General features: G+C 37.6%; 29 protein-coding genes and 1 pseudogene. 26 read left to right on the plus strand and 4 right to left on the minus strand.

Translation table 11 applies throughout. The features are described 5' to 3' along the window. Positions 1 to 174 precede the first annotated feature (174 nt). The 4 genes from FFM67_RS10525 to FFM67_RS10540 all read right to left on the minus strand — a co-directional run bounded on the left by FFM67_RS10525 (position 175) and on the right by FFM67_RS10540 (position 3,060). Positions 175 to 1,317, minus strand: a complete 1,143-nt coding sequence (locus FFM67_RS10525) for a tyrosine-type recombinase/integrase (RefSeq protein WP_137614518.1) — start codon at positions 1,315 to 1,317, stop codon at positions 175 to 177. A 155-nt stretch (positions 1,318 to 1,472) separates the two neighbouring features. Continuing rightward, positions 1,473 to 2,195 (minus strand): cell envelope integrity TolA family protein, encoded by a 723-nt coding sequence (locus tag FFM67_RS10530; protein WP_137614519.1) that lies wholly within the window; start codon positions 2,193 to 2,195, stop codon positions 1,473 to 1,475. A 73-nt stretch (positions 2,196 to 2,268) separates the two neighbouring features. Further along, on the minus strand, positions 2,269 to 2,736 hold the full coding sequence (locus tag FFM67_RS10535) for an ImmA/IrrE family metallo-endopeptidase (protein ID WP_137614520.1): 468 nt from the start codon (positions 2,734 to 2,736) through the stop codon (positions 2,269 to 2,271). A gap of 9 nt (positions 2,737 to 2,745) precedes the next feature. After that, a complete protein-coding gene (locus tag FFM67_RS10540) occupies positions 2,746 to 3,060 on the minus strand; it encodes a helix-turn-helix domain-containing protein (RefSeq protein ID WP_137614521.1) in 315 nt (104 codons plus the stop codon). A 141-nt stretch (positions 3,061 to 3,201) separates the two neighbouring features. Between FFM67_RS10540 and FFM67_RS10545 the strand changes: the two genes are divergently transcribed. The 26 genes and pseudogenes from FFM67_RS10545 to FFM67_RS10660 all read left to right on the plus strand — a co-directional run bounded on the left by FFM67_RS10545 (position 3,202) and on the right by FFM67_RS10660 (position 17,324). Continuing rightward, positions 3,202 to 3,456 (plus strand): helix-turn-helix domain-containing protein, encoded by a 255-nt coding sequence (locus FFM67_RS10545; protein WP_137614522.1) that lies wholly within the window; start codon positions 3,202 to 3,204, stop codon positions 3,454 to 3,456. A gap of 233 nt (positions 3,457 to 3,689) precedes the next feature. Beyond that, the gene (locus FFM67_RS10550; protein WP_137614523.1) at positions 3,690 to 4,229 is read left to right on the plus strand and encodes a hypothetical protein; all 540 of its coding nucleotides are present in this window, start codon (positions 3,690 to 3,692) and stop codon (positions 4,227 to 4,229) included. A gap of 2 nt (positions 4,230 to 4,231) precedes the next feature. Beyond that, positions 4,232 to 4,507, plus strand: coding sequence for a helix-turn-helix domain-containing protein (locus tag FFM67_RS10555; RefSeq protein ID WP_137614524.1), 276 nt, complete (start codon positions 4,232 to 4,234; stop codon positions 4,505 to 4,507). Next, positions 4,504 to 4,689 carry a hypothetical protein gene (locus FFM67_RS10560; RefSeq protein WP_137614525.1) on the plus strand — a complete coding sequence of 62 codons (186 nt, stop codon included), beginning with the start codon at positions 4,504 to 4,506 and terminating at the stop codon, positions 4,687 to 4,689. Before FFM67_RS10555 ends, FFM67_RS10560 begins: the two co-directional genes overlap by 4 nt. A gap of 73 nt (positions 4,690 to 4,762) precedes the next feature. Beyond that, complete coding sequence (locus FFM67_RS10565) at positions 4,763 to 5,095, plus strand: hypothetical protein (RefSeq protein WP_137614526.1); 333 nt, start codon at positions 4,763 to 4,765, stop codon at positions 5,093 to 5,095. Then, entirely contained in the window at positions 5,088 to 5,915 is an 828-nt protein-coding gene (bet, locus tag FFM67_RS10570; protein ID WP_137614527.1) for a phage recombination protein Bet, read from the plus strand. Before FFM67_RS10565 ends, bet begins: the two co-directional genes overlap by 8 nt. After that, positions 5,887 to 6,693: a PD-(D/E)XK nuclease-like domain-containing protein gene (locus FFM67_RS10575; RefSeq protein WP_137614528.1), complete on the plus strand. Its 807-nt coding sequence runs from the start codon at positions 5,887 to 5,889 to the stop codon at positions 6,691 to 6,693. Before bet ends, FFM67_RS10575 begins: the two co-directional genes overlap by 29 nt. A gap of 11 nt (positions 6,694 to 6,704) precedes the next feature. Next, the gene (locus FFM67_RS10580) at positions 6,705 to 7,544 is read left to right on the plus strand and encodes a Lin1244/Lin1753 domain-containing protein (RefSeq protein ID WP_137614529.1); all 840 of its coding nucleotides are present in this window, start codon (positions 6,705 to 6,707) and stop codon (positions 7,542 to 7,544) included. Positions 7,545 to 7,554: 10 nt separating this feature from the next. Next, positions 7,555 to 8,403: an ATP-binding protein gene (locus FFM67_RS10585; RefSeq protein ID WP_137614530.1), complete on the plus strand. Its 849-nt coding sequence runs from the start codon at positions 7,555 to 7,557 to the stop codon at positions 8,401 to 8,403. Continuing rightward, on the plus strand, positions 8,400 to 8,681 hold the full coding sequence (locus FFM67_RS12550; protein WP_281279107.1) for a Holliday junction resolvase RecU: 282 nt from the start codon (positions 8,400 to 8,402) through the stop codon (positions 8,679 to 8,681). Before FFM67_RS10585 ends, FFM67_RS12550 begins: the two co-directional genes overlap by 4 nt. 32 nt (positions 8,682 to 8,713) lie before the next feature. Beyond that, positions 8,714 to 8,902 (plus strand): hypothetical protein, encoded by a 189-nt coding sequence (locus FFM67_RS12555; RefSeq protein ID WP_281279108.1) that lies wholly within the window; start codon positions 8,714 to 8,716, stop codon positions 8,900 to 8,902. A gap of 14 nt (positions 8,903 to 8,916) precedes the next feature. Next, positions 8,917 to 9,363, plus strand: a complete 447-nt coding sequence (locus tag FFM67_RS10595) for a hypothetical protein (RefSeq protein ID WP_137614531.1) — start codon at positions 8,917 to 8,919, stop codon at positions 9,361 to 9,363. A gap of 23 nt (positions 9,364 to 9,386) precedes the next feature. Next, the gene (locus tag FFM67_RS10600) at positions 9,387 to 10,388 is read left to right on the plus strand and encodes a tyrosine-type recombinase/integrase (RefSeq protein ID WP_137614532.1); all 1,002 of its coding nucleotides are present in this window, start codon (positions 9,387 to 9,389) and stop codon (positions 10,386 to 10,388) included. 40 nt (positions 10,389 to 10,428) lie between these two features. Then, entirely contained in the window at positions 10,429 to 10,626 is a 198-nt protein-coding gene (locus FFM67_RS10605) for a hypothetical protein (RefSeq protein ID WP_137614533.1), read from the plus strand. 49 nt (positions 10,627 to 10,675) lie between these two features. Next, positions 10,676 to 11,236, plus strand: coding sequence for a DNA cytosine methyltransferase (locus FFM67_RS10610; RefSeq protein ID WP_137614534.1), 561 nt, complete (start codon positions 10,676 to 10,678; stop codon positions 11,234 to 11,236). A 38-nt stretch (positions 11,237 to 11,274) separates the two neighbouring features. Beyond that, on the plus strand, positions 11,275 to 11,460 hold the full coding sequence (locus FFM67_RS10615) for a hypothetical protein (RefSeq protein WP_137614535.1): 186 nt from the start codon (positions 11,275 to 11,277) through the stop codon (positions 11,458 to 11,460). After that, a complete protein-coding gene (locus FFM67_RS10620; RefSeq protein ID WP_137614536.1) occupies positions 11,457 to 11,768 on the plus strand; it encodes a replicase in 312 nt (103 codons plus the stop codon). The genes FFM67_RS10615 and FFM67_RS10620 overlap by 4 nt, the downstream gene beginning before the upstream one ends. Beyond that, positions 11,765 to 12,181 (plus strand): YopX family phage-derived protein, encoded by a 417-nt coding sequence (locus tag FFM67_RS10625; protein ID WP_137614537.1) that lies wholly within the window; start codon positions 11,765 to 11,767, stop codon positions 12,179 to 12,181. Before FFM67_RS10620 ends, FFM67_RS10625 begins: the two co-directional genes overlap by 4 nt. Then, positions 12,178 to 12,384, plus strand: coding sequence for a hypothetical protein (locus tag FFM67_RS10630; RefSeq protein WP_137614538.1), 207 nt, complete (start codon positions 12,178 to 12,180; stop codon positions 12,382 to 12,384). The genes FFM67_RS10625 and FFM67_RS10630 overlap by 4 nt, the downstream gene beginning before the upstream one ends. Before the next feature lie 45 nt (positions 12,385 to 12,429). Beyond that, positions 12,430 to 12,918 (plus strand): DUF1642 domain-containing protein, encoded by a 489-nt coding sequence (locus tag FFM67_RS10635; RefSeq protein WP_137614539.1) that lies wholly within the window; start codon positions 12,430 to 12,432, stop codon positions 12,916 to 12,918. Positions 12,919 to 12,926: 8 nt separating this feature from the next. After that, positions 12,927 to 13,262 (plus strand): hypothetical protein, encoded by a 336-nt coding sequence (locus tag FFM67_RS10640; RefSeq protein ID WP_137614540.1) that lies wholly within the window; start codon positions 12,927 to 12,929, stop codon positions 13,260 to 13,262. Beyond that, on the plus strand, positions 13,249 to 13,422 hold the full coding sequence (locus FFM67_RS12295; RefSeq protein ID WP_170178027.1) for a hypothetical protein: 174 nt from the start codon (positions 13,249 to 13,251) through the stop codon (positions 13,420 to 13,422). Before FFM67_RS10640 ends, FFM67_RS12295 begins: the two co-directional genes overlap by 14 nt. Positions 13,423 to 13,629: 207 nt before the next feature. After that, positions 13,630 to 14,046, plus strand: a complete 417-nt coding sequence (locus FFM67_RS10645) for an ArpU family phage packaging/lysis transcriptional regulator (protein WP_137614541.1) — start codon at positions 13,630 to 13,632, stop codon at positions 14,044 to 14,046. Positions 14,047 to 14,877: 831 nt separating this feature from the next. Further along, the gene (locus tag FFM67_RS10650) at positions 14,878 to 15,408 is read left to right on the plus strand and encodes a terminase small subunit (protein ID WP_137614542.1); all 531 of its coding nucleotides are present in this window, start codon (positions 14,878 to 14,880) and stop codon (positions 15,406 to 15,408) included. Between the two features lie 60 nt (positions 15,409 to 15,468). Then, on the plus strand, positions 15,469 to 15,999 hold the full coding sequence (locus FFM67_RS10655) for an NUMOD4 motif-containing HNH endonuclease (RefSeq protein ID WP_137614543.1): 531 nt from the start codon (positions 15,469 to 15,471) through the stop codon (positions 15,997 to 15,999). Between the two features lie 33 nt (positions 16,000 to 16,032). Next, positions 16,033 to 17,324: pseudogene (locus tag FFM67_RS10660) on the plus strand (PBSX family phage terminase large subunit). The last annotated feature ends 4 nt before the right edge of the window (positions 17,325 to 17,328 follow it).

The following is a 17,328-nucleotide window of genomic DNA, read 5'->3' on the forward strand; positions in this document are numbered from 1 at the left end:
TCATAGAAGATGTGTGTTATGCTTTGCATATTGGTTTTATCTTCCTATAAAACGGCTTAGAAGCCCGTCACCCGCTTCCTTAAAGAACGTTGAACCCTTGATATATAAGGGTTTCTAACGTTCTTATTTTTTTGATTACACAAAAATTACACAAAAAGTATAAAAATCGTATTTTTAGAGGATGTCTTTCATGTAATCGAAGACCTTCTTTTTGTTCTTATTCCTATTATCTTTGGTCGCAGATGCATACTCATAAGATTGTGAAATATTTTTATGGCCAAGTTGGTTTTTTATATATATTGGATCAGCTTCGGCTAAAATCATGGCGTCAGCTCTTGCATGTCTAAAAGCGTGAGAAGTTATCCTAGGAAGACCGGCAAGTTTGCAAGTCTCTTCAATATAATCATTTACTGCATCGTTAGAAATTGGCCATGTGTTTTGCTCGTTCACAAAAATTAAGTTTCTTGGATTTTTAACTTTTCCTAAAATGACACGTTCATTTTGAATTCTCTTATGTTTTTTGAGCTCCATAAATAGAGAGTAGGGGACATCGACGTCTCGAATACCACTTGGAGTTTTAGTATCGCCAAGACCTCGATCTTCTTCATCATTTTGATAAGCCCGCTGAATTTTAATTACTCCGTGTTTTTCATCTAAGTCAGACCAAAACAAGGCTGCAATCTCTTGATATCGGCATCCAGTGTAGAGCTGCGCCAAGACAAAATATTTACTAATAGTGTCAGGGCGAGCTAGAAGTGTAGCTCTGAATTTCTTTGTCTCCTCGTAACTAATCGTGATATTTTTATCATGTTCGGGTTCGACACCTGTTAGCTTAGCGTTTCTAGCTGGATTAGAATGGATATACCTCATATCAACAGCTTCAAGAAAGACGGCTTTACAGATTTCATGTCTATTTTTAACTGTTGTGGTAGATAGAGCGTCGCCTTTGATCCCACCTTCGCTGCCTAACCAATTCAAAAACTTTTGATAGCTTAATTTTGTAACACCCAAAAGGGTCTGCTGATCGCCAAAGAACTGTTGAAGATTTTTTCTTGTCAGTAAATATCTTCTTAAAGTTCTATTCGATACTTTTCCTCGTTTAAAAGTATCTACATATTCATCAAAAAAATCGAGTAGGTTAGTTTGGTGGACAGATTCACCACGAGAAACTTTACTTAAAAACTCAATTTCAGCTTCTTTAACTGCTTTTTTTGTAGGGCCTGTAAGCATCTTGCTTTCCCAAGTATTTGTGATTGGGTCCTTATACCTAAACCGAAGTCTCCATTTACCCTTTTCGATCATTTTCGGTTCTGCCATAATCAATTGTCCTTTCTGATTATTTAGTATTAAATCAGGAATAGAGTCCATAAAGCCTATTAATTCGCATTATTTTCATACTCCATTCTGATTTTTAGATATAAAATCAAACGTATGTTCTTTTTGGCGTGAAAAGAAAAGCCCGAAGGCTGATCTTAATTCCATTTAAATTCGTTAGCAGAAAGTATTCTTGAACCACCATACGAATTTTCACCATTGTATACATAGATATGTGGTCTAGTATCCAAAGCTTCATTACTCATTACTATTCCTTGAGCTGAACTAGCTAAACTATCTTTGTCTGACTCTGATAAAGTTTGAAAATCAGCGGTGACCTGCATATCAATATCAGAACCGTCATATTTGATAGATTGAACGTACATCCAATTAGTATAGTCAGGATTAGGGGTACCAGCTGAAGTAAGGTTACCATTTCCATCGATTGTTCCCATTGCCCATCCTTGATTAAGTTTTAAATCCTGGTCAATTAGAGCATTTGTTTCAGCATACTTTTGTTCTTCCTCTTGTTTTTTTGCTGCTTTTTCTGCTTCCTTACTTTCCTTGACTCTTTGTTGTTCTGCTTCTCTGGATTGAGATTGCTCAATACGTAATTTTTCTTCAGATTCCTCTTTTGATTTAGATTCTTGAATTTCTGAAGAGGAAAGCGAACTCTCTTTAGTGTTTTGTTCTGTCGCTGAATTAGCATCCTTGCTATCTTTATCTGTTTCGTCATTAGGTGAGAAAACTCCAATAATTAATAATGATAATACAATTAAGCCTATCGAAATATTTCTGTTTTTTTTATTAGGCCTTTTTTTTATGAAATACCACGTCCCCACACAGCCTGCAATAAAAACTAAACTTGCCAACATATCCATTTTTAACTCCTCCTAAAATTACATTTTATTTGTTGGATTACCCTATACAGAAAACCCCTATCTTCTCAAAAGACTATCGAAACCATTCAAATACTCCTACTGTACCGTTTGCTCTAAAAATGATTCTGTAATTTTTATACGACATGCCTTCTGGATACATCTTTGAGTAGGTCTTTACAGCATCTTTTAGGGCTTCTGTCGTAATTCCCAAAAACTCGGCTGATTCCCACATATAGGTGAATCGTTCGTAATAACAAGCTATGAAATCTTCCGGACTAACAATAAGTGTTGATCCGATATCACGTGCTTTTTGCTCTTGCTTTCGCTTTTCATTTGTATCTTGATCAATAATATCGCCGTAGCTCGTCAAGTGATGGGCGATTTCTTCTGCAACAGTAGAAGTAAGCTCACTTGATGATTGGCTAGGATTTAAATATATAACGTTGTCTATATACAAGCCTTTTTGCTTTTCGGGCATTTTATTCTCAAACCTATATTCGAGACTTGGAAACCTTGCCATTAACTTCTCAACATTATTCAAATATTACACCTACTTACCATGATCTCTGTTTTTAATGTAATCAATAAATGAGAGGATATCTTTCATGTCTTCTTCAGAAGCATCCTCATCTATATGAGCTGCAACTGTTTGAATGTTATGATCATCGGTTTCATCATCAAAATACGAAATAGACACCCCGAGTGCTTTAGAAAGTTTTTTTACAGTATCTAAAGTAGGGTCTTTTCGGGTTCCATTCTCAAATCGTGAAATCTGAGATGCGCTCACACCGGATTTTAAAGCCAATTGATTCACGCCATAGCCTTTAGAATTACGCAATTCTCGAAGTTTTTCACCAAATTCCATAAAAATCCCCCCTTCTTATTATTTATAATATAGCCATCTGGCAATAATCACAAAGAAAAATTGCAAATTGGCAACAAAAAGTGTTGCCTTAAGACAATTTAAATGGTATATTATTGTCATAAGGCAACGGAGGTGGTAAAAGTGAAGATTTTACTCAAACAAGATATATTTGAAAAATTAATGCAAGACAATGATTTTGACCCATATTCATTAGCGAAAAAAATGAACGTTGCGCCTTCAACCATCTATCGTATTATGAATGGAGATCGCGGAGTTGGCGGTGAACTGATTCCTAAAATACTTAAAGCTTTTAATTTCTCAGAAAAAGATTTTGATAAGCTTTTTATTTTTAGTGATACGTTGCCATATGACAATGGTTCGAAGGAGGTGATCTAATGACTAAGCAAGAAAAAATTGAATTAGTAATAGATGCAAGACCAAATCTAAAAAGAATCATTAAATGTGCGAACGATGAACAGCTTGATCGTCTAGTAGAAGAAGTTCAAAAATAGCTACAGCGTGAATTATATGAGGCAGCTTTCGCTTAATGATTCAAGCTTTGCTTACAGTATCTCAATAAGCCAATCTGAAATACAGATTGTGTATTCAGAAGAAAGGAAGGAAATTAGATGAATGTAGTATCACAAGTATTAAGACGGCCAATTATTAACTGGCTTGTTAAAAGCGAGATAAGCAAAAAAGAAATTTCAAAAGCTCTAGGAGTTTCACGGCAAACGCCGACTGATTGGACAAAGGATAAACCTGCAAATGTGACTCCTGAAAATGGCGTTCGATTATCTGAATTCGCCAACGATTCAGAATTGACTATGAGCATTATCTATCAATTCTTCGGTGTATTTAGACCTATGGATGGTGATCTTTATAGAAGAGACCTTTCGGCATCGGATGATCTGAGAGAGTTAGAAGAGAACGAGAGGGATGAAGCTAAAGCAATCGCTCAACGTGTTCTTTTGAAACGAGTGCAAAAGTTAGATTCAAAGGACTTTGATTTACTGCTTAAATTTTCTAAGGAACAAGCTGAGGCGGTATTCGCAAACATTCAATATTTAAATGCGTTATGCGATATACAAAATATTTCAATTATGGATTTGTTTGACACCTTTATGAGAGATTGGCAAGCAGCGGGTTATTTCGGAAAGGATGAATGATAATGGTTGATTCAGAAAAACAGATGAATGAATTAGCTCGAAGATTATCACGCAATTTATATCTTTGCATGGGCTTCAATAAGCCGATAAAAATTACTGATTTATCCCAAAAAAGTGGAGTATCAACTGCAGTAATTAGCAGAATTAAAAATGATTGGCAAGGAAAAGAAAAAGTGAAGCTTGAAACGGTCGTTAAATTGGCAACAGCGTTAAATGTTGACAGTGTTGATTTATTAAGTAATGAGTCAATTTTTGAAAAATTGGAGGTACGAGCATGAAAAATTATGTTAGAGACACAGCGATTGGATTGTTGATTTTGCTTTTTCTTTTAAAAATGTCACAAACCAATCTTTTTGAAGTAGTAGTTTTAGTTACTGGTGTAGCGATTGTAAATGTTCTGTCATTTATCTCTCAGAAACACAGGGTAGAAAATGAAGACACAAAAAAAGAGACTTACTAGCCGGCAAGCAAAAGTAAGACTCAAAAGGTTAATCTATTTGACCTCATTCTATCAAATACAGGAGGAGTTAACAATGTTTATTTATGATCGAGCTATGGAAGACACCAGCAACGGCGTGTTTATCAATATTACCGAATCAAATAATATCGATTCAGAGTATGACTATATGTTTGATGATTTAGGTTCAGAAGTTCACCCAGAAGACCTAGTCATGAAAGTTGTTTTTTCCAAAAAAGAGATATGCGGTGATCGATTACTAAAAGTTACTTTCGCTAAATACGTTACGATCGACAACTATGTTGATCTGATTGATGACATCGGTATCGAGTATCAAGACTATAGCTTCGCCATAGAAGGCAAAGAATATCTTCAAAAGAAATTAGAGGGGGCGTTAGAGCGTGAGTAATGAAATTTTAGAAAAACCGATTGAATATGAAGCGAACGGCGAGGAAGTCAAGTTAACAGGAAACATGGTTAAACAGTACCTCGTTTCTGGTAACGGTAAAGTTACTGATCAAGAGTTGGTGATGTTTCTACAACTTGCTAAATATCAAAAACTAAATCCTTTTCTAAATGAAGCATATCTAGTTAAGTTCGGCTCTCAACCAGCTCAAATAATTGTTTCTAAAGAAGCATTTATGAAGCGAGCAGAAAATCACCCACAATATGATGGATTTGAAGCTGGTATTGTGGTCCAACGTGGAGACGACATCAAGGAACTATCTGGTGGTATTAAGCTTCCTAAAGACAAGTTGATCGGTGGCTGGGCGAAGGTTTATCGAAAAGATCGTAAGATGCCGATTGAATCTCAAGTAGCATTAGAAGAATTCTCTAAAGGTCAAGCAACTTGGAAAAATATGCCAAATACGATGATTCGAAAAACTGCAATCGTTAATGCTTTGCGAGAAGCCTTTCCTGAAACGTTAGGCGCCATGTACACGGAAGATGATAAACAACCATTAAATCATGCAACAACATCTAAGGACATTGCTCCTGAACCAGAAAAGACGAAAGCGATAGAAGATAAGCTATTTAAACAATCAACTATCAAAAAACCAGTTCAAGAGTTTATCAATGAAATTGATCTTGAAGAAGCGGATAAAGAACTAGACAAAGACATTGAGCAAGAAGAGCTTGATCTAAATTATCCTGATCCAAATACTCATAACTTTGATAGAGAGGACGTGACTCCGATTGATGACGGAGAAGACAATTATCCTTTCTGATGAAAACTATTATTCAAATGAGGCTGACTGGCAGTACATGTCAGTCAGCCAATACAAAAGTTTTTTAACGTGTGAAGCAGCAACGCTTGCTGAATTAAAAGGTGAATGGCAAGCAGATAGAGATAAGAAACCTTTGTTAGTTGGAAATTACGTCCATTCTTATTACGAATCAAAAAAAGCTCACAAAACCTTCAAAGATGAAAACAAAGAAAAAATGTTCTCCAGTCGCAAACCATTCGGACTTTTAAAAGACTTTCAAATCGCAGAACAAATGATTGATCGACTAAAACAGGAACCCGCATTCAATCAGATTTATCGAGGAGATAAGGAAGTCATTGTGACTGGTGAATTATTTGGAATCGAATGGAAAGGCAAGATTGATTGTTTAAATCTAAATGATGGTTACTTTGTTGATATCAAGACAACAAAAGATATACATGAAAAGAAGTATGACATTTATTGGGGCCCTAGAGCTAACTTCATCGAACGTTACGGATATGCGCTTCAAATGGCTGTCTATCGAGAGTTGTTAGAGCAACAGTACAATAAACAGTTCGTTCCATTCATTGCAGCAGTTAGCAAACAGACACCTAGTGACGTTGGTTTAATTACTTTAGACGAATCGAAGATGCAATCAGAACTATCGAGATTAGAAGAAAACATTGATCATATCCATCGAGTGAAGATGGGACAAGAAGAACCAACTCAATGTGGTCAATGCGATTACTGTAGAGGACACAAACGAATCACTGGTTTTATCAATATGAATGATTTGTAGGAGGGAATTTGATGGCTAGACCAACAAAACAAGGCATTGATTATTTCTCCTTAGACGTTAATTTTTTAAAAGATATCAAAGTAAGAAAGATAAGAAAAGCTTGCGGACCACAATCTATCGAGATACTACTTTGCCTGCTGGGTAATATTTACCGTGAAAATGGGTATTACATTGGGTGGGATGAAGATACAGTGTTCTTAGTTGCTGACGAAGTTGGGGCGAAAGAGGGCTTAGTTGAAGAGGTTGTAGCAAAAGCAATTCAATCAAAATTCTTTGACCACCAAAAATATGAACAATACAAAATTTTAACTTCAAATGGGATTCAAAAAAGATACTTTGAAGCAACTACAAAAAGAAAAGGTGTCGAAGTTAAAAAAGAGTTTTTAGTTAATGATGACAGTAACCCTAGTTCAACTGTAGTTAATGACGGCAATAACTACAGCTCAAGTGGAATTAATGAGGGCGATAATGAACAAAGTAAAGTAAATAAAACTAAAGTAAATAAAAGTAAAACAAACAACTATGTTTTCGGCGTTTTTGAATTCTTGGAAACAAATCATTTTGGGAATCCGTATTCTGAACCGATGGCAACAGACATCAGTGGATGGATAAAGAACCTAAGGGGAAAAGGACTCAAGGACTCCCAAATTGATGATTGGATGATTATGGGCGTTAAAGTAGCTTCTGGAAATAACCGTCGTTTTTGGAATTATGTTGACGGTGTTTTGAGAAATTGGGATAACAATGCTGCGTACACCAAAGAAGATATCGAAAATCAAAAGAAAAATAAATCCGGCGGCAAAAAATTAGAAAATACAGGCTCAAGTGAATACGGCAATTTGGGCTGGTAGGAGGTAGCGCATGGAAAGTTTAGGACAAGCGATGCAAAAAATCATTGACCGAGTATTCATTACTGTTGGCAGTTGCCCAGATTGTGGAGCTGAGATGTACCAATGGCGTGAAAAGCTACCTAGTGGCGAAGATCGCTGCGGGCCGACTTGCATGATTTGTGGACACAAAGAGCTTAAGAGAAAGCAAGATTATGATACTCGAGTGATGTATAACGAAAGTTTGAAAAAGCGTGCGTTAAATTACTTCAAACATAGCTCTATCGTGCCGGATAAAACACTGTTTGAGAAGCGACTGAAAGGTTACATGGTGACAGACCAGGAGACTAAGAACGCGCTAGAGATCGCTAAAAGAGCAGTGAATGAATTTATTTTAGGCGAACCAGTTCATGTTGTGTTTACTGGGAAATCAGGCACGGGTAAAAGCCACTTAGCGATGTCTATAGCATGGGATGTTTTAGAACGATCAAATTATGATAGAGACGTGCTGTATGTTAACTATCGCGAGTTATTAGATCAATTGAGATTCGCGATGAACGACAAAGAAGCACAAAGACAAATACAAGGTGCTCTTATGGCGGAGTTAAAAACAGCTGACCTAGTTATCATCGATGATATTGGAGCCGAGCTAGGTGGAAACAAGACATCTGATAGTTCGCGATATAACAACGATACGCTTACCGGGTTGTTGGAAGCTCGTCAAAATATGGCAACTGTTGTAACAACTAATCTAACGGCTAAAGAGCTCCAAGAAGCATATGGAGAACGAATTTTATCAAGAATATTGCAAAACTCAAAAGGCTTTGTCGTATCAATGAAAGCAACAAAGGACAAACGTTTGATCGGTGGGATAGGGGCATGAAGCCTTGGAGTCAGTTTGAAAAACATATTGAGAGCGTGAATCAATTCTATCGTGTCAAAGGATTTGGGGTTGTCGAAAAGATTCCGAACGGCACGAAAACAATCAGGCAAGGCGGCCGCCAGATCATCGTTAGAGACACGAAAACAGGATGTGACTTTATCGGACATTTAGACGGCACACCGATTGCCTTTGACTGCAAATTGACCGCTAACAAGACAAATTTTCCGTTTGGGTCAGGCAAGGTCGTTACAGTTAAGCCACATCAAAAAGCTTTTTAAAAGATTTTAAAAAAGACGGGGCTTGTGCATTTCTGCTAGTTGCTCTTGAAAATGCTAGGAGAGTGTTTCTGGTCGATATTGACGACTATTTGAGCATTGAACAAGAAATGCTAACAATCAAGCGTAAATCGATTCCTATCGCACGATTAGAGCAATATGAGGTAGATCAGGCGACAGGGATTATCGACTACCGCAGAAATATCTTAGAAGACTTGAAGTGAGAAGAGGTTTAGGAATGGAAATAGCACAACATAAAAAAAGAGATCGAACCGGTGAAGTTTATGGACAATACACGATTATCGGGCCTACCGAAAATCCTAGAGAGTGGATTGCTCGGTGCTCATGTGGGAGAGAGCGAGTAGTTAAAAATGATAACATTTGGAAATTGACTAGTTGCAAAAGCTGTGCTGCTAAAAAACGGAATAAAAAGCCGAAAAATGATAAGTTTGAAGAAATGAAAAACTGGTTAAAGCCAAAGCGACCGAAATTTAACAATGATGCTTTTTACAAAATTGAGGATAGAGACAGATTTTATCAACCAATCGTTGGAAAATTGATAAACGAATATAGAAATACAGCATCGTTTGAGATTGTTAACTGGCACGAAGTTGATTACAAAGAGCTGAAAAGGTGGAATCATCGGATCAGCGTGAAAAAGGGAAAAGTAACAAAAATTGAATAGGTAACTGTGAAAGGGTGGTACTCATGGAGATGAAAGAACAGTTTGTAAATTCTGTAATTCGGAACATGGAGCCAGAACTTGAAGCAAAGCAACTTAGAAAACTAAAAATCATTTTAACAATCAATTTAGATAAAGTCCGATTAGAAGAAGAGCGTCGAGACGTGATCATTTATGATGAGTCATCAGACTTAGCAGCATATAAACAGTATTTTGTATCGATGAAATTACGAGGGCTGTCAAAAGGAACTGTAGAACTAGCGATGAGGACAATAGACAAGTTTAATCGTTGGGTCCGAGTTGCTTTTAAAGACGTAACTACAAACGATATACGACTCTATATCGCTCACCGAGAAATGAACGATCATCTATGCACGGCTACTTTGGATAGAGAGCGCGGTTGTATCTGCCGTTTTTTCCGCTGGCTGTTTGAAGAGGAATACATCCCTAAAGATCCTGGCCGACGCGTTGAAACAATCAAAGTTGAGAAGCGACTCAAAAAGGCCTTTACACCAATTGAGGTTGAATTAATGAGAAACGCGTGTGTGAAACCTAAAGAAAAAGCGGTCTTTGAATTATTGCTTTCAACTGGATGCCGAGTGACTGAACTAACTTTGTTAGCTATGGAAAACTACGATCAACAATCAGGATCAATAACCGTGATCGGTAAAGGCAATAAAGAGCGGAGAGTTTTCGTAAATGCCCGCGCAAAAGTTGCCGTAGATAATTACTTGAAACTGAAACCGCACATGCTTGGCCCGATAATTTGTGGCTTGCATGGAGTCGGAACTGGTATGACTGCGAATGGAATTCAAAAGATGATCAAAGAAATCGCTAAGCGTGCGAGTGTTGCATACGCTCATCCTCATAAATTTAGAAGGACGGCTGCAACTTTTGCGATTAAACAGGGCATGGAAATCAATAATGTGCGGATTTTCTTGGGACACAGCAGCATCAGCACTACGCAAGGGTATATTGATGTGAGCGGTATGGACTTCAAGCAGATTCATGATCGGTATATCGCTTAAAAATATGATGTGAGGAAACTGAACAATTAAGGAGGAATTTATGGATCAAAGAAATAAAAACCACAAAATAGTAATAGAGGTTATCGATGGGGAGCTTCATGCATATACAGAAGCTGGAAATACTGACGTGTTAGCAGTTTTAAGCGCATATTCAATTGAATTGGCAAAAGAAATGGAACTAGACAAAGATGGATATTTTCGATTATTGAAAAAAATCTGGGATACTATGGAAATTTAAGCTCCGCAAACTGGCGCTATCAAGTAGTTTTTTTGAAAGGAAAATATTTATGAAAGTAGCTGTAATATGTGAATTTTCAGGAATCGTCCGAGATTCCTTTATAAAAAAAGGTCATGAGGCGGTGTCTTTCGATTTACTTGAAAGTGAAGCGCCAGGTCCTCATATGATTGGAGACGTACAAAGTCTTGGAAGAGACTATTTTAAGCAATTCGATTTGGCTATCTGTCATCCGCCATGTACCCATTTAGCGGTCAGTGGCGCTAGGTGGTTTAAAGATAAGCAACAAGAGCAAGCCGAGGCATTAGAATTCGTTCGATGGTTGATGGATTTACCTGTTGAAAGAATCGCAATCGAGAATCCAATATCAGTCATTTCAAGCAAGATTAAAAAGCCTGATCAAATCATTCAACCTTGGCAATTCGGACACGGAGAAACTAAAGCAACTTGTTTATGGTTAAAGAATTTGCCATTGCTAGAACCAACTAACATTGTTGATGGTAGAGAAAGCAGGGTTCATCGTATGCCGCCTAGTGAGAATAGATGGAAAGAGAGAAGTAGAACTTTCCAGGGGATTGCCGAAGCCATGGCTAATCAATGGAACCTACATTAACGGACAGCAATTACAGAACTTTTGAAAGGATGATTTGAATGGAAAAAATGTCTCAAACAGAGATAGTTGAAGAAATAAACAGTTTGAATGAAAAGCTGAGTTGTTTTCAGCAACAAGGTGTAGATATTGACGAAATTCAAGAGTTAATGAACATGCTAGAAGAATCAATATCATTATCACAAGTTTTATTTTTTCAATATGTGTATAAGGAGGACGGCGAATGAAAGTCATAGCTCGTGGAAGACGGTCAGGTAAAACACTGGACCTTATAAAAGAATCAGCCTTATCAGGAAACTACATTCTCGTTCGTAATCACAGTGAGGCGCAAAGGCTCTTTCAACTAGCAAAGGAAATGAAACTGTCTATTCCTCTTCCTGTGACGGTAAGCGAAATACCATTAGGTAGGATTCAAGGGACATCAATCAAGCGTGATGGAATACTTGTAGATAATGCGGAGCTTGTTTTACAGCAGTTGATAGGAGCTAAAATCAACACTCTTACAATTTCCACTACTGAGGAGGACGGCGAATGATACCGAAATTTAGAGCGTGGTACACACCGTTTGGTGGCTCGGTGAAACAGTTCAATAAAATGAAACATGGATCAGCGGGGAGTTTGTTAACACATGCCGAAATGAGTCCGGATGACTATAAAATTATGCAATCCACAGGACTGAAAGACAAAAATGTTGTTGAGATTTTCGAAGGGGATATACTTAAATGCACTTCTGGGATTTACACCAATCTTGGAGCGACTGGAACAGGAGAGTATGAAGAGACTATAAAACAAGTGATTTGGAAGGATGACAGTTGGGGAACTAGAGTCATTAGTTCAAATTTAACAAGTAAAGGTGCGGAAAAAAGCGGGCTAGTTATATCCGCTAAATACGCAGAAGTCCTTGGCAACATCTACGAAAACCCAGAGTTATTGGAGGAAATAAAATGATTAAAGTAACTGAAACATTACTAGGGAAACCCGAAAAAGTATCTTACGTGTCAGAAAATGAGGCGACGCAACTAAGACTTAAATATCAGTTCAAAATGCTTTTAGAGGGAATATATATGAATGATGTTGATGGAAGAGATCGAAAATTTCAGTTAGTAAAAAATGGGACGTTGCTGGGATATTTTTCGATGGAAAAAGTGTAAGTAACTACGCTAACTCAGTCTATCACGTAAGAAAAGAGGTATGAAATGAATAAACAAGAATTGATTAATCATATTAAAGATCAAAACGAATGGTTGGGAAATCACCGTTTCATTTTAATTAAAAAAGAGGAATTAATTTCTATGATCGAGGATTTAGACGAACCACAGAAAGTCAAAGTGCCGGCGTTTGTGGCGGAGTGGTTCGAAACTAATAAGTACGTTCTAGATCGAGCGATTCTAGACTATATGTTTGAGGACTATGCGAGCGACAATAGTGAGTTTGGTAAATGGTTTGATAATAAAAATGGCAAACCGATTGAGACACTTGTACGTATGCTAGACGGCTACGAGGTTGAGGAAGAGCCGAAGTGGATAGTTTGTTATAGCACTATGTATCTAAAGAGTCCATTAGAAACAGGACAAATTGAGACAGTAGAAATTACGCCCAAAAAAGAACTAGCATGTCATTTCAAAAGCTATAAAGAAGCAAAACAACAGACGTCATTAATAGGTGGCGCAGTCGAGAAAGTGTAGGTGTGAGAATGAGTTTAGTCTATAACAATGATAAGCCAATAGGAAAATGTGAATCGTATTCGATTGATAAGATACCTGGCACAACTCCTTTTGTAATGTTAACCAATTATGAGCCTTTGCGATCGGAACTCAACCCTGACCAGCAGATCGTGTTGGAGTGGTTGAAGGAGTACACGCTTGATGATTCTGACTTTCGGAATGCTATATTCGAATTAAACAAACTATACAGTGCTGGATTTTCTTATAAAAAAGAAGAAATAGCATTTAAGAAGTTGAATGACAGAGAACTAGCACAAGTCCTCGCTGCCTTTGCGGAATGGGGAATTGCAAATGCTGAAGAGTGATGTTGAAACACTAGAAGATATCAGAATAGTCAATGTGTTGCTCGAACTAGTGTATCATCGTGAGTTTAATGCTGTCGGTGGCGAATCGTTTATTACAATACAAATCGATGAGGCAATTGAAAAAATGAATGAAATCATTGAAATGTTAGAAGCGGAATGATTTGTGACCCTCAAAAATGATGGTCGCAAACTAACCGACGCAATTGTATAGAAAAAGGTAGCCGACCACCGGCTACCCAACATTGACCAATATCTAGTTTCCGCTAGATTACTTAGAATTTAACATATTCATAAAAAAAACACCAAGCTTTCGCTCAGTGCTATAGGTTATCTAGACAATAACATTATAGCATAAGGAGCGGGTGGCATGATAGCGCTATTAAGAGAAGTCGATTTTTACCAAACAAAATGTAATGCAAGAGAAATTCTTAAAAAATATCGTAAATGGAATCGGATAGCTGGTAAATCAAATATAGATATTAAATCTCCAATCATGTCTGATATGCCAAAAGGGGATCGATGGGGGAATAAAGTAGAGGACGGAATGATTCAGTTTATGGAAGCGGAAGGTGAAAGAGACGCTATCTTAGCCGCTCTCATGGCTTTAGGGATTACTAGTCGTCAAGTGCTCTATTATCGCTACTGTACTCCCGACACCTATTCCAATTATAAGATTGGGCGTGAAATCGGCTACTCTGAGCGTAGCGTTGAAAGACTCATGTCAGAAGCGTTGATCGAATTCGCGGACGCATATAAAAAAGGTAGGTTAATCGCATATCGTTAATAAATATTTTGGCGGTTTTTTGCGGGATTGTTGGCGGTTTTAACACTTAAATCGCTGTTAATATAATACTATCAAATAGTATATCTACAGCTGATCAGACGAACATTTTAAACAGGACAACCGTTTTTACGGATTGAAAAAAGAGCATCTGAATCAGCTGTTTTTATAAACGAGAGCGCAAAAATTCTAGGCTACTCACAAATAACCTAGAAAAAAAGGAGGTGAACAGCTCCCTTCTTGATTTCTACAATCTTAGCGTTCTTGATGACGGCACACCAAAAAAATAAAAAAGATTGGAAGTGAAAACTCCTTTCTTCTAAATGTCTCGTGCCGTCTATTGTTATGTCACTTCAAGCAACTGAAACAACGTGTTGGAACGTTGGGCGTGGAAGGATTTATTCTGAAACGTTTAAACATTGGCTATCTCGTCATAGCCTTATCGGTCAGTAAGCGGGGAAGGACAATCCAAACCGCCTCTGCTGACAATACATAATCGAGATCACTCATCGAGTGGTCTTTTTATTATGGCCGAAAACATACATTTTTGATGGCCTAGAAGGAGAAGTAGAACATGAAACAAGTGCTAGATCGGATCAAACGTTTATTTGGCAAGAGTAACGGGCTGGTGACTAGATAATAGAGAACACAAAAATAGACCGCTGTTTCCGCAGCGGCCTAATAAAACAAATTTTAATTACCAATCGTAGAAAAAATATATCATAATAACGCTTACAGTACATTAGAAAAGAGAACGAAAACAATTAGAGTTTAATTTTTCTTAGAAGTCTTTTTTTACAAAACAAACACAGATAGCGAGGTGGTGGAATATGGATGGCTAAACTAACAGAAAAACAACATCGTTTTGCAGATGAATATATTCGATTAGGCAATGCAACGGAAGCGGCAAGGCTGGCGGGGTATAAAAAGCCTAATCCACAAGGTACAGAAAACCTAGCAAAACCTAGTATTAAATCCTATATTAACGGCGTTCTTGAAGAAATGGCATCGAAGCGAATTATGCAGGCTTCTGAAGCTATGGAACTGTTAACTACTATTGCTCGTGGCGAAATGGAAGAGACAATGTATATAGGTACTTCTGACGGTGTAATCACTATCGAGGATAAAAAGCCGGACATAAATCAACGAACCACCGCTTTGAAAGAGATACTTAAACGTTATCCAATTGATCGTGAAGGTAAAGAACGATTATTACAAGCTCAAGCAGACAAGGCTACAGCAGAAGCCGCACTTGCTAAGAATAAAGCTGATAAATTAACTCAAAGCGGAAAAGTTAATGAGTTGTTACAATCGCTTCTAGACGTTAAGTCTGGAGGTGATGGAAGTGGTCAAGCTGATGTTTAGTTCCGTATAATAATGAATAGTTCCCGAAGTTGTGGTAAAATATAATCACGAGGTGATTATATGGAAATGTGGAAAAGAATAACAGATTACCCTAACTATGAAGTGAGCAGCTTGGGGAACATTAGAAATTCAAGAGGCAAAATAATGAAACAGAGAGTCACTAGGCGTAATTATAAAGAAATCGGACTAAGAAATGGCACCGATAAACAGAAGTTTTTCTTAATACACAGGCTGGTCGCTAAGTATTTTCTAGAGGAAATCGAATCGAAAGCGTATGTTAACCACAAAGATGGAGATACGTATAATAATAACGTTAATAATCTAGAGTGGGTCACACAATCTGAAAATCAGTTACATGCTTACAAAACAGGTCTTCAGAAACTGACACCAGAGCAAGTAGAGAGACTCAGAGGCTTCGCTGAGGACAAGAAACGTCCTATAAGAGTAGTAAATAAAAAGCTAGGAATAGATGCAGCTTTCGACAGCATCGCTGAAGCAGCGTCAAACGTAGAGTGTAACGAAAAGACTTTAAGAAATGTTTTGAAAGGTCGAAATAAATCGAGATTAGGTTATAAGGTCACATATCTGTGATCTTTTTTGTTTTAGGAGAGAGGGTGATAGACCTTGTTAAAATTCAGTACCAAACAAACTCAAAACATTAATCAAGTAATTTCAGGTATAACTTTTGAATTAAACGAGGGCACTTAACTCCCCGGAGCGGAAAAACCACTGCTGATATCTTTAAAATGGCAGACTTCTATTTACGTTCTCCTGACCAAAACCATATGGTCACAGCTTATAATCAGGAACAAGCCTATCGGATGTTTATGGATGGCGACGGTCTCGGCTTAGCCCATATATTTGATGGATGTTCTGATATTCGGCATGATGAACATGGGGATCATTTGCTTTTATACGCACCAAATGGAGAAAAGAAAATTTATTACAAAGGTGGCGGAAAAGTTAATAGTGTAGGCGCTATTACAGGTATGTCGCTAGGTTCGGTTACCTTTCTTGAATTTAATCTACTGCATAAAGATTTCATCAATGAGTGCTTTAGGCGGACGTTTGCTGCAGAATGGCGCTATCATCTAGGCGAACAAAATCCGCCGGCTCCCAACCATCCCAATTTAGAACTGTTAGAACGTTTCGAGAAATCGGGACGTTTTTTATTTAGACATTGGACTCCTGATGACAATCCCATTTTGTCTGCTGATCGAAAGCAACAACTGTATGACGAGTTGTCTAGTAGTGAGTATTTACTGGATCGTGACTGGTACGGTAAACGCGTGCTACCACAAGGTGTTATCTACTCAATGTTTGGGAAAGACAATAAGGTCGAATTAATAAAAGGCCGAGTGATAGAAACGTTCTTTACAGCGGATGGCGGACAGTCGGATGCAACTACTTGTGCTTTCTGGTTGGTAACGAATTATGAGGGTAAGTTTTATTTGTACCGTCTTGCTAACTATTATCACAGCGGATCAGACACCGGAGTTACTAAAGCTATGTCTATTTATGCTAAAGAGATCAAACAATTTGTGACGTGGTGTTATGACAAGTGGAAAGAACTTCCGCATTGGAATTGGTTCTTTGTCGATCCAGCTTGTAAAACGCTTAGAACAGAGCTTGAATTGATTGGTGTCGGAACAGAAAAAGCTGACAACAATAGCTCTGACAAAGTATCTAGCAATGGAATGAAGATTGAAGTCGGTATTGAGCGACTGCAAAATACGATACAAAGTAAACAATTCTTATTACTAGATACAAACGATAAATTTGATCACTACAATTTCGAAAAAGAATTATCTATGTATGTTCGTAACGATAACGGACTACCAATCGACAAATACAATCATGCGCTTGATGAAGCGCGTTACGGCAACAATTATTTTTACAAGACTTATATCGCCTAAAAGA

It is taken from the genome of Enterococcus viikkiensis (assembly GCF_005405345.1).
GTDB lineage: Bacteria > Bacillota > Bacilli > Lactobacillales > Enterococcaceae > Enterococcus_A > Enterococcus_A viikkiensis.